Below are 11,434 nucleotides of genomic sequence, written 5' to 3'. Positions count from 1 at the left end.
GGGTTTTGCCATCAACAAAACCCGTCTTTCCGAATGCGTCGCTCGTAAAAAACTAACTGGTCAAAACGACTTACCTGATATCTTTCCGGCTATACACATTGTCGCCAAAGTTCACGATATAATCAGACGGGAATAAAGTACTTTTAGTATAATAATCCGTGCTAATAATCTGTGCACCTGACTCACACGCTGCTTTATACCTTGTATAATCATTTGTTCTCGCCTCCCTGGTATCGCCGTCTGCCCTTGTACGTACAATGTATCCTTTCCTTACCATTTCGCGGATGAGCTGTTGATCTTTGATAGCATCATTAATGATCATAATCGCAGCTTCCGGCTTTCCGGCAGGTGCATTTACAAACAGTACCCGTCCTTTCAGTGAAGGATGGCCCTGCACATAATCTGCCATTTTAGGATCCTGTTCATCCAGAATGAAAATGAATTTTCCTTTTGCCTGAGATGTGGTGGGCCAATGACCGCGGAGCACTGCGGCTTCGAGGGTCGCATCATTGCCACGGATATCATCTGGTGTGATCAGCTTATCCTTACCTAAGTAATCAGTGATCTCTTTATCCAGGCGATCATACACCGCAGGTGTAAAAGGTTCCGGCTTTGTAAATTCAGGATGACTGGAAATTTCATCCTTTGCATTCATGGTGATGAACACAGGAGAATGCCCCGGATTAGCATTTGACCATGCTTTCAATTGCTCCAGCGCCATTTTGAAGGTAGGGCAATGGCTGTTTACATCAACATCCTGCATATGAAACACTTTGAAGCCAGGTTCCTTCATCACATCGGTATTGTACACAGGTTGCAGGCCTAATTGTTCCAGCACATACGGGTGCATATATTTACCGCCGGCACTATCCGCATATACATCCAGCTCCAGCCCTCTCAGCCCCAGATCCAGCTGTTTCTCCAGCGAAAGGTGGGTATACTCCAAACCATTGGCGGCTTCGCCGGCCCGCTGGCGAATTACGGCCATCACTTTAGGATCTATGGCGATCTTGTAGCTATTGTGAGATCCGATGCGTTGTACTTTGTTCAGTGGTAACTGGTCCTCTCCGGGAAATGCGAATGCTGAGATGCCCAACATGAGGGCGATCATGGCTACTTTCATCTGTCAGTTTTAATTTATTCTGCCGGCAAAGGTTTAACTTTTATTTCGAGGAGGTATATTAAGAAACTATTAATAGATAACACGTTGGTGTTATAAAGTCAGGAGGCATTAGTCCCCCTGACTCATATATTTATCGTACTAAAAGATCAGATTTTACGTAATCATAGCTCTTTTTGATACTTACAAAAGGATCTATTGTGATCTGATCCTGCTCAACAAAGGCATATTTCACCCCAGCTTCGCTGGCATTGGCAAAGATCTTTTTGAAATCGACAACACCGGTACCCACTTCTGCAAATTTGATCTCACTCATCAGGTCTTTCAACCCCTTTTCATCCTCTCCGGGGCCGGTTATTTTGCCTGCAGCCGACTTATCAATGTCCTTTACATGCCACATAGCAAAACGGCCCGGATGCGCCTTAAACAGGGCTACAGGGTCGATTCCTGACTTCACCGCCCAAAAGATGTCCAGTTCAAGCACCACCAGATTGGGATCGGTTTCTTTGAGCAGGATGTCGTAGCCGGTGCTTTTTACATCGGGGAGTTGTTTAAACTCCCAGAAGTGGTTGTGATAGCCGACTTTCATGCCGGATTTTTTAGCCAGTTCGCCCGCTTTGTTCAACTGGGAAGCCATGAACCTGAAATCAGCGCCTGTTAAATTCGCGATCAGGTTCATAGGCGGCACAGGCACCACCAGGTACTTTTGCCCCAGGATTGCAGCCATTTCCAGCTGTGCCTTCAGGGCGGTGTCATCTCCATTGCCCCTGGTCAGGAAGTCGTTCAGCTGATAGTGTCCGCTGTGCGTAGTGAGTTTGTTTTCAGTAAGGAGTGCTTTCAATTCTTTAGGACTGAGGCCCCAGAATTTAGCCGGGTCATTGGGGCCGCTATAACCGTAATAGGTTTCCACATGGTTATAACCGATCTTTGCCACCTTTTGAATAGTATCCTTTACGTCTTTGGTCAGCTGGTCACGCAGGGTATAGAGCTGGATCCCTATTTTATTAACAGTATTTGCGCGACTTCTGCTGAAGATGTCCGACGGTTTCAACATAAGTCCGGCAGCGATCAGGCCGGCTTGTTGCATAAAAATTCTCCGAGAGCTCATGATGATGGTTTAGTTTATTAACGTGGGCATAAGAACAGTTCCTATTGCAGTGCTTATTTTTGAAGCACTGGGAGATGAATGTACAAAAAATTAGTAAAGGATAAAAAAGTAAAAGGGCTTTTACTGTCCGAGGCCAGACAGAAAAGCCCCTTTGTTCGTACGTAGGATAGGGATATAGGATAGGTAATAGTTATTTTAAACAGCTTCCGCTGCTCCATTACTTATATTGTTCATGGTTTGTAGTAAAATCGTTGATACACAAAAAAGACAGACACGTCTAACGTGTTAAGCACATTGTCCACTCTTTTCTGATGTTGGTGAAGGGATGGTTTCGTTTGTATGGGATTACCCCAGATTTTAGCCGTTTTAATTTTTTGCTATTCGCATATTGTACCAAATCACATAGAACAAAATTATATATCTTAATAACCCGAACTGTTAGTAGAAGTTGTAAAGTGTTGTAGTTTTTTTACTACAAAAATGCCCTCCCCGTTTTGATCTTTACGCGTTACCCCGTATATTTACTTAATATCTCCCATATGCCTAACATTTTAGTAGTAGACGATCAGGAGGTTGTACGTTACGGGACAACTCTTATTTTACAAAAATCTATCGAGGATGCACATGTGAGTGAAGCGGGGAGTTTTGAGGAAACGCTGAAGATTTTGTCTTCCAAGCACTTTGACCTTGTGATTCTTGATATCGATATGCCTGGTGGTAATAATCACCAGATGCTTGACGTTATCCGCTTAAGGCATCCGGATATTAAGATTCTCATATTCAGTAGTTATGATGAACAGATCTTTGGCTGGCGCTATCTGGAAGCCGGCGCAGATGGTTTCCTTTCCAAGAAAATGGGGATCGAAGAAATTAAAAATGCGACCAAGAGCCTGCTAAGAGACGAAAAATACCTCAGCCCGGCGCTGAAACAGACCTTACTCAACAATATCACCCGGAAGAAGAACACCATCAATCCGCTTGACCGCCTCTCAAACCGGGAAAGCAATATTATGCAGTTGCTGATAAAGGGACTGAGTGTGGCTGAGATTGCGGAGAAACTGAGTTTACAGGTATCTACAGTAAGTACCTATAAGAAAAGGATCTGTGAGAAGCTGCAGGTCACAAACATCGTAGAAATGATAGAAAAAGTGCAATTATATTCGTAGTGAGTTAGCCCGCCGGGAACCTATCCCGGCAGGCAGACAGCTGAATGCTGATCTTACTTCAGGTATTTTTTCAGGCTCAACTTGCTTATCCCTTTTATTCCCACAACAACTTCTTCCGCATTCAACCTGGCCCCGGCTTCAATCGTATGGGTGTGATCTTTTGATCCGAAATAAGTACCTGCTACTTTTGTTTCGCCTTCCTTATCATACACATCTGCAATCAGTGTATTCAGGTCTATAAAAGCAACTCCTTCCTTCTCTGCCACCTGCTTCGCCCACAAGCCGTAGTCCTCATTATTTCTGGCTACTTTACCTCCTTTCCACACATTGCGCGGAATGGGTGAACACACAATCGGAATGGCACCTTTTGCCTTCGCTTCCTTTATCATCTGCGTCAGGTACCAACCATAAGCATGCACCACTTCCTGTTGTCTGGTGATCGGATTATAGATCTCTTCCTGCTCATCCCCTACTCCCCGGATGGTACCCCTGGCACGTGCCGTATCATCCAATGGCCCTCCATCATTATGCCCGAATTGCATGATGACATAATCACCCGGTTGTAATTTTTCCAACACGGCGTCCCAAAGACCTTTCGTCCTGTAAGTCCGGCTGCTGGTACCGCCCAGCGCACGATTCGCTACATCGATTTTTGTGGAATCAAAATAATCACCGATGAAATGCCCCCACCCCCACAACTCTCCATCTCCTTTGTCTTTCCCGTTTTTAACGGTACTATCCCCGATCAGGTACAAAGTAGGCTTATGCGGTGCGGCGCTCATCAGGAAAGCACCTGTAATGACAGTTAACAACAGTTTATACATGATTGATAAATTTTAAAATCCATTCAATAAATTGCCCGGTCAGGCAAACCTGCATTGACGATCAAAGGTTTTATATGAAGGCCTGCAGGAATGGCTTTCCTATTTATTTAACAGGCTGTCTGACTGTTTATAATCCCGTTTCCGTTATAATAACCAGCCAGATAAAACAAGAGCCGGTAAACAGGCGTTCAGGCTGAAGAAGCTGTCATGCTGCAATTGCATATCGCAGCAGCTCTAAAGGGCTATTCAACCCAGGACCTGCGGCTGTCGGTCGCCATCCAAAGAATGCACTATCCAACGAGCGGCTCAATATTTCATGATGGCTGTTCAGGTATTTTTCTTTGCTCCCGGATAGCGGAGCACAGGCATAACAAAGCATCGAAACAAAAATTACACGTGGTGGTGGTAAACCGGTCTTAAATGTAGGTAAAATGTGTCATTGACACGGTACCGCACCACATGATTAATGCCCGTTCGTCGATAGTTTTACATTTTCCATCTTAACATACGCGGTTTTATAAAGATTTTTTCTATTTTAGCCCTATCCTGCACATCAGTGAAAGGGATATCAAATGCGAACTGTTATCTCTTCTTTTTTCTACGTTCACCCTGCCATGTAACCTGTTATTCCACTATCTGCGGCTAATTGTCAACCTGTAAAATTATATGCGATGATTATTCAACTATGCGGACTTTCCGGCGCAGGAAAGACTACGATTGCCCACAATGTAAAAAGAAAAGCCTTGTCCTATGGCACACCGGTCGAAATTATTGACGGTGATAATTACCGTGCATTTCTTTGCAAAGACCTGGGATTTTCCAAAGCTGATCGTTGTGAGAACATACGCAGGCTGGGATTTGTAGCCAGTCGTCTTTCGGAACATGGTATTATATGTATCATCAGCGCAATCAATCCTTACCATGCCGTGCGTGAAGAACTTTCTAATGCTTATGCGCATGTGAAAACAGTATTTGTTGACTGCCCGGTACACACACTCATGGAGCGGGATACCAAAGGCCTTTATAAGCGGGCATTGTTGCCGGATCATCATCCGGACAAACTACATAACCTGACCGGCGTGAACGATCCCTTTGAAGTACCCATATCGCCGGATCTGCATCTAAAAACCCATGAGAAAACAATAGCAGCGTGCACAAATGAGCTGTTTAGTTTTATCCTGCAATCCTTTCAAACCCACACTCATCCTTACCAGGCAGTAACAGCATAAACGATGATGAAGAATAAAGTTTTAGTAATTACCGGTATGCACCGGTCAGGGACTTCATTGACTACGCAGTGGCTGCAAAAGTGTGGCCTGCATATAGGTGAACAATTCCTGGGTGCCGGTATCGGCAATACAGACGGGCATTTCGAGGATATTGATTTTGTGGAAGCACACCGGGGTATTTTACGTAAGCTGACTGGTAATGATGAAGGATTATTGAACCTGGATAATATCTGCATTCCTGCTGATCAGCAAAATATTTTACAAACACTGGTTGAAAAAAAACAGGCCGCCCAACACCAATGGGGCTGGAAAGATCCACGGACCTGCCTGTTTCTCGACGTTTACCGGGAAATACTACCCGGTGCAAAATACTTAGTCATACTGCGGGACTACCGGAGTGTAGTCAGTTCGTTGTTAAGCCGTCGATTTAAACAATCAGCACACAGGTACGCGATGAAAGGAGGCGTGGCCCGGCTGATATGGGATTACTTCAAGCAGCCGTACCGGAAAAAGCAACTATTAAATAACTACGGTGACATATACCTGAAAGCATGGATCACCTATAACCAGCGCATCCTGCAACATTTACTGCTACAACCGGAAGAATCCTGCCTGGTAATTGATCAGAACAGGCTCCCTGTAACGAATCGGGCCATTTATAACCACCTTACAATAACCTGGGAAATGGACCTCCGCTATTATGACTTTTCCAAAGTCTATAAAGGAAATTTATTGAGTGAAGAATGGGATATCGCTGCATATATCAAGGATAAAAGTCTGCTGGAAAACGCGGAAACCTTGCAGGGTGCTTTATTATTACATACACCGTATTAAAATAATTTATTATTTTGCCGGTTTTAGCATTAAATGGAAAATTACAGCATCGTCATGCTTATCCTGGGTGTCATGATGGCACTCTCGGCTTTTGCGGATAAACTCAGGAGACCTTATCCTGTATTACTTGTGACAGCAGGTATTGCATTGGGATTCGTACCCGGAATGCCACAGATCACAATTAGCCCGGAGATTGTATTTCTTGTTTTCCTTCCTCCAATGTTATATGATGCTGCCTGTAATATTTCGGTACAGGAGTTCAGGAATAATGGTAAAACGATTAATACACTGGCATTCACGGTGGTGTTCATTACCACCGGCGGAATCGCTTTGCTGGCACATTACCTGATGGGAATGCCCTGGCCGCTGGCATTTGTACTGGGAGCCGTGTTATCGGCTACAGATGCTGTAGCTGCAACAAGTATCACGAAAGGACTGGGACTAAATCATAAGACACTCACCATACTGGAAGGTGAAAGCCTGATCAATGACGCTTCGGGCCTGATCGCCTATCGATTTGCAGTAGCGGCAGTAGCCGGGAGTACTTTTGTATGGTATAAGGCGGGCTGGCAGTTCATTGTGCTCATTGCCGGCGGTGTATTGCTGGGAACTGCCGCCGGCAAGTTGTTACAGTTCATCCTGCATCATACCAGGCAGAATGGGATTGTGGCGATCAGTTTTACACTGTTATTTCCTTTTGTGACGTATTCACTGGCTGAGGACCTGCATGTATCAGGTGTCATTGCAGTGGTGGTACTGGGTATCCTTACGGCCAGACTTACCAGTATGTACTTTCCTGCTGCGACCAAAGCACAATCCAAAGCATTCTGGGATATCATTGTTTTTATATTGAACGGACTCGTATTTATACTTATTGGATTGGAGTTTCCTTATGTGATCCATAATGTAAAGAGTGTACAGATCCTGCCGCTTATAGGATATAGTTTCCTGATTGTATTTGTAACGATTGCCATTCGTGTGGTACGTATATTTTTAGAAAGCAGGAAGCATTACCTGACATTTCGTAAAACCGGTACAGACAAGCATAAAAAGGCGTTACTGGATTGGAAAACCTGTCTTATACTAGGCTGGTCTGGTATGAGGGGGATTGTATCGCTGGCGACCGCGCTTGCACTACCGGAGCGGCTGGAGAGTGGAGCTCCGTTTCCACAGCGGGATACGATCATATTTATTGCCGTCCTGGTGGTGGTTATATCATTGGTGATGCAGGGGCTCACGCTGCCGCTGCTGGTAAAGTGGCTGAAGATCAAACCGGATGGGCATAGAGGTAAGGTACAGATCAGATAAACAAAAGTACAGATCACAGGGTGGTCTGAATTAATAGGCCCGGGTTCGTCCTATATAAATATTTCTTGCATTCAGATATGTATCTGCTGTAGGCCCGGGTGTGCCACTGGATCCTTCCATTTGCATGTTAATGATCACATACAGCGGTTTACCTACAAAGTTGGCATTGTGTACACCTTTCCATACACCATCTATATAATAATGAATATCGACATTGGTATCACTCACTTTGGTGATCCAGGCACGGTAGGTGTGCCAGCTACCGGGAGAAGAAACCGTGGTCAGTGTATTGGATACATCCGAAGACGTTCTGAAAGTATTCTGCCAGTTGACAGCACTTCCTTTAAACTCCATAATATCGCTTTCAGGCGGCCAGCTATTTACACCTGTGAGCCAGAAGGCAGGCCATGAGCCAGTGACGGTAGGCACCTGAAAATCGCATTTCACTTCCCAGTTTGGAAACTGGTCGTTGACCAACACATGTTCTTTTGTGTTGATCGCCCCTGAATGATAATGAATAGCCAGATGAGGGGTAGAACTACTGGTGCCTTCATCCCAGGTGATCTTTGTCGCCTTGATGGTCAGGACACCATTGTTCAGGTAGATGTGATTGTGATCTGTGGAGCTGCCATACATACGTGCAGTTCCGTTATGATCAGAGCCCCATGGGTAAAGATAATTCCATGCAGCTTCAAAAGCAGTGTAACTGGCAAATGAGTTGCCATCTAATACCGTTTCCCATGTTTCGGCAGCCTGGGCAGCAGCAATTGATTTTGCGCTGACTGCAGCAGGCGCTTTTTCCTGCCATTGCTTACCACAGGAAAATAAAAAGGGTGTGGTGACGGCTAGCAGTACTGTAGTTAAGAGTTTCATAGAGTGGAAGATTATGGATGAACAAAAAATGCTCTCGCGAAGTTCCTGTGATCTGTACCACTCAATGATACGGCATTTTCCTGTGCAGGCATAGCAGGATTATAACCCGGATTAACTATATATGAACCATATCTGACAGTAAGCCGTCATCCAGGCAGGAACCTGTTATGATATTCAAAAGGTAATAACCCGGGGAAATTAATTCCAGGGTAAATGTATCTGCAAAGACATGAATGATCTTTTCCTAAAAACAAAGATGATATTAAAATATGGTTAACAGCATGTAGACGCTACTTTTCAGGGCAACTCCCTATTTACTTCACCTGCCAGGCAATCCATCCAACGTCATTTCAGATGCAACGCCTCTCCTATACGCAGCGGTTTGATCCTCTTTTCCACCCCATTCTCTGTCGCCACCTGCTTAAACACTTTCAACGGCAAATCCAGCGGCTCATCCGACAGATCAAAAGTCCCAAAGTGCATAGGTATGGCATACTTCGCTTCCAGCTCTTCCATCGCTTTAATAGCCAGCGCCGGCGACTGATGTACCGGATGCATAAACCATTCCGGCTCAAATGCGCCAATTCCCAGCAATGCATAATCAAATCCACCAAATACCTGCTGTAATTGCTGGTAATGTGTATCATACCCGCTATCTCCGCCAAAATAGATCCTGCGCTGTGCGGATTCTATAACAAATCCTCCCCACAGGCGTCGGTTCGTATCAAAAGCTCCCCGCTTGCCCCAATGACGCGCAGGCACATATGTAATCCTGATTCCTTCTGTCTGATATTGCTGATACCAGCCTGCCTCCTGTATATTTTCACTCCCTGTAAACTCCTTCAGCAGCGGCGCCATTCCCAATCCCGAAAGATAAGTTGCCTTCGGATTGTTCCTGGACAAACGTTGTAAAGTTGGTTTATCGCAATGATCCCTATGATCATGAGAGAGCAAAATATAGTCCAGCTTATTAAACAGGATAGGATTCACAGGGAATGGCGACACCCGCTTCACTGCAAGGATATCTCCAAATACAGGATCGGTCAGCAACCGTACACCACCAATGCGAATGAAGAAGGTACAGTGCCCCAGCCATGCGATCACATCATCATCTCCATTCAACCAGGAGGCATCAGTCATGACATCCGGTTTCCAGCGAAGCTTTTCCTTTTCTGCCTTGAATGGATTCTCCTTCATCTTCCACCGGATCACTTCCATAAAAGAAGGTGAATATGGATGCTGCAAATTTACATAACGTCCACGTGTATCCACCGGAGTTCCCTTCCAGTCTTCATCTTTAATAATAGTTTCCAATGATGCATTGTTCACATAATCTGCTGCCATGATTGCTTCCATAACTCAATTAATATACCTAAAGATAATATCTACAAATTTAACTTTGACAACATCTTCCTGATATAATTTGCTTCCGCTGCAGATCTGGTCTGGGTAAGGGTTTTAGAATAGTATGCAGCGGCCTGTGCATGATCACCTTTCTGCATAAACAGTTTGCCAAGTGTGGCATTGAGCAGGTAGTAGCTGTTCATAAATGGTGTGCGCTGCAGTGCAAATAGCTTTTCAAATGCGCTGTCCTGCTCGCCGGCATAATACAATGCAATCGCGTAATTTAATTCTACAAATGGATTCGGTAAAAGATGTTTGTACAACTGTGCGATCGTCTTCCAATCAGTATCGGCAAACGAAGGTGCCGTACTGTGCAGGTATGCAATGTATGCCTCAAAATGATAGGAAGACAGCTGCTCACCTTTTGATTGCTGAAAGTAATAGGCACCCAACCGGATCAGGTCCTGGTTCCATAATGAACGATCCTGCTGGTCGAGATCCAGCAACTCCCCGTTGTCGTCAAAACGGGCCTTAAATCGCGCGGCATTTAACAACATCAGTGCATATAAGGCACAGCTGTCAATATTGCCCATATGGCTGTCTAAAATCGCCTTATTGAGGATCAGGGCTTCTTCACAGAGTTCTTCTCTTAAGAGTGTTTTCCCTTCTGCGGAAGTATGTCCTTCATTAAATATCAGGTAGATAATTTTATGCACGATAGGTAACCGCTTTGCCATAGCTGCTGGTGCCGGGGTAACGAGCAGGATCTTTTCGTCCTTTATCTTTTGTCTCGCTCTCAGTAGTAACTTATCTGCCCCATCGATGGTCATGCCCAGTAAGCTGGCGATGGTCGCGACTTTGAGGTTGATCACATATTTTAAGGTAATCACCACCTGTACCTTTGGCGCAAGATCAGGATGTGCACAGGCAAACAGCAAACGAAGCTGTTCATCGTCGGGAAAATCAGCGGAAAAAGCGGAGACAGTATCTTCAGGCTCCGGCGCCTGGTGTAGCCGAAGCATCTTCTTATCATCGCGGAGTTTATTCAGCGCTTTATTTCTGCATACACTGAAGATCCAGCCTGCGGGATTAGCAGGCAGCTGTGTTGCCCAGTGCGACATGGCAGCTGCGAAGGCATCCTGGACAATGTCTTCTGCTGTTTCGAGGTCAATTTCTTTTGAAAAACGCAACAGGGAAGCGACCATCTTTCCATAATGTTGTTTGTATAAACGGTCAATCACCTGTTGCATTTTTACTGTATTGTTTTGATCAGTCATCCCGGGATTCAGATTATTCTGTCAGTCAACTTACAGTTGTCCTTGCTGGTCCTGCCATCCGGGCATCTAACAACCCGGATCGGCAATTTACAACTCTCATCTACGATAGACATTTAAACAGTCAACTCCAACGGCTTTATGCATCCCTCTTCCAATCAGCCATTCAGGAGATCTGAAAACTCAGTCATTCAACTTTACGGCCCTGGTCTCCAACCAACCATATACGCAGTTCTACAACCCACTCCAGCTGCTTCATGCATTCCCTTTCAGGAGATCTGAAAACTCAGCCATTCAACTTTACAGTCCTCATCTCCAACCAACCATGTAAGCGTTGCTAAAATCCACTCCATC

General features: G+C 45.0%; 10 protein-coding genes. 4 read left to right on the top strand and 6 right to left on the bottom strand.

Going from position 1 to position 11,434, the window contains the following annotated elements; all coding sequences use genetic code 11:
* Nucleotides 1–70: 70 nt before the first annotated feature.
* Together ABDW33_RS23280 and ABDW33_RS23275 are read right to left on the bottom strand one after the other, a co-directional pair.
* A complete protein-coding gene (locus ABDW33_RS23280) occupies nucleotides 71–1,123 on the bottom strand; it encodes a phosphatidylinositol-specific phospholipase C1-like protein (RefSeq protein ID WP_343692502.1) in 1,053 nt (350 codons plus the stop codon).
* A 130-nt stretch (nucleotides 1,124–1,253) separates the two neighbouring features.
* A complete protein-coding gene (locus ABDW33_RS23275; RefSeq protein ID WP_343692501.1) occupies nucleotides 1,254–2,228 on the bottom strand; it encodes a sugar phosphate isomerase/epimerase in 975 nt (324 codons plus the stop codon).
* A 539-nt stretch (nucleotides 2,229–2,767) separates the two neighbouring features.
* On the opposite strand from ABDW33_RS23275, the gene ABDW33_RS23270 reads away from it, so the two are divergent.
* Nucleotides 2,768–3,394, top strand: coding sequence for a response regulator transcription factor (locus ABDW33_RS23270; protein WP_343692500.1), 627 nt, complete (start codon nucleotides 2,768–2,770; stop codon nucleotides 3,392–3,394).
* Nucleotides 3,395–3,447: 53 nt separating this feature from the next.
* Here ABDW33_RS23270 and ABDW33_RS23265 read toward each other — a convergent pair whose 3' ends face one another.
* On the bottom strand, nucleotides 3,448–4,218 hold the full coding sequence (locus ABDW33_RS23265; protein ID WP_343692499.1) for a rhamnogalacturonan acetylesterase: 771 nt from the start codon (nucleotides 4,216–4,218) through the stop codon (nucleotides 3,448–3,450).
* Between the two features lie 671 nt (nucleotides 4,219–4,889).
* Between ABDW33_RS23265 and cysC the strand changes: the two genes are divergently transcribed.
* From cysC to ABDW33_RS23250, 3 genes are read left to right on the top strand one after another with little or no spacing between them, the layout of a single operon-like run.
* Nucleotides 4,890–5,447 carry an adenylyl-sulfate kinase gene (gene cysC / locus ABDW33_RS23260; protein ID WP_343692498.1) on the top strand — a complete coding sequence of 186 codons (558 nt, stop codon included), beginning with the start codon at nucleotides 4,890–4,892 and terminating at the stop codon, nucleotides 5,445–5,447.
* A gap of 3 nt (nucleotides 5,448–5,450) precedes the next feature.
* On the top strand, nucleotides 5,451–6,281 hold the full coding sequence (locus ABDW33_RS23255; protein ID WP_343692497.1) for a sulfotransferase: 831 nt from the start codon (nucleotides 5,451–5,453) through the stop codon (nucleotides 6,279–6,281).
* Between the two features lie 33 nt (nucleotides 6,282–6,314).
* Nucleotides 6,315–7,589, top strand: coding sequence for a Na+/H+ antiporter (locus ABDW33_RS23250; protein ID WP_343692496.1), 1,275 nt, complete (start codon nucleotides 6,315–6,317; stop codon nucleotides 7,587–7,589).
* Nucleotides 7,590–7,619: 30 nt separating this feature from the next.
* Here ABDW33_RS23250 and ABDW33_RS23245 read toward each other — a convergent pair whose 3' ends face one another.
* From ABDW33_RS23245 to ABDW33_RS23235, 3 genes are all read right to left on the bottom strand, one after another.
* Nucleotides 7,620–8,462, bottom strand: a complete 843-nt coding sequence (locus tag ABDW33_RS23245; RefSeq protein WP_343692495.1) for a glycoside hydrolase — start codon at nucleotides 8,460–8,462, stop codon at nucleotides 7,620–7,622.
* 345 nt (nucleotides 8,463–8,807) lie between these two features.
* A complete protein-coding gene (locus ABDW33_RS23240; RefSeq protein ID WP_343692494.1) occupies nucleotides 8,808–9,818 on the bottom strand; it encodes an MBL fold metallo-hydrolase in 1,011 nt (336 codons plus the stop codon).
* A gap of 29 nt (nucleotides 9,819–9,847) precedes the next feature.
* Nucleotides 9,848–11,083, bottom strand: a complete 1,236-nt coding sequence (locus tag ABDW33_RS23235; protein WP_343692493.1) for a sigma-70 family RNA polymerase sigma factor — start codon at nucleotides 11,081–11,083, stop codon at nucleotides 9,848–9,850.
* Nucleotides 11,084–11,434 lie beyond the last annotated feature (351 nt).

It is taken from the genome of Chitinophaga sp., assembly GCF_039596155.1.
In the GTDB taxonomy this organism is placed as follows: domain Bacteria; phylum Bacteroidota; class Bacteroidia; order Chitinophagales; family Chitinophagaceae; genus Chitinophaga.
Note: the sequence above shows the minus strand (reverse complement) of the source record. Positions and strands in the feature narration are given on the sequence as shown.